The 219-nt window shown below is 68.9% G+C and carries 1 protein-coding gene; it reads left to right on the plus strand.

The genetic code is table 11. The features are described from left to right. A partial coding sequence (locus HX774_RS19965; protein ID WP_255500009.1) for a PLP-dependent transferase occupies nucleotides 1–219 on the plus strand: 219 nt, incomplete at both ends.

Consider the following 219-nt stretch of genomic DNA (forward strand, 5'->3'; position numbering starts at 1 on the left):
CGCCGGTCTGGTCGCCGCCGCCCTGGAACAGCATCCGGCGGTCAAGGCCGTCCACTATCCGGGTCTGAAATCCCACCCCGGCCATGATCTGGCCGCGCGCCAGCAGTCGGGACCGGGCGCCATGCTCAGCTTCGAACTGAACGGCGGAACGGACGTCGTGCGCGACCTGATCGAGGGTCTGGACATCTTCACCCTGGCCGAGTCGCTGGGCGGGGTCGA

It is taken from the genome of Brevundimonas sp. P7753, from assembly GCF_013386595.1.
GTDB lineage: Bacteria > Pseudomonadota > Alphaproteobacteria > Caulobacterales > Caulobacteraceae > Brevundimonas > Brevundimonas bullata.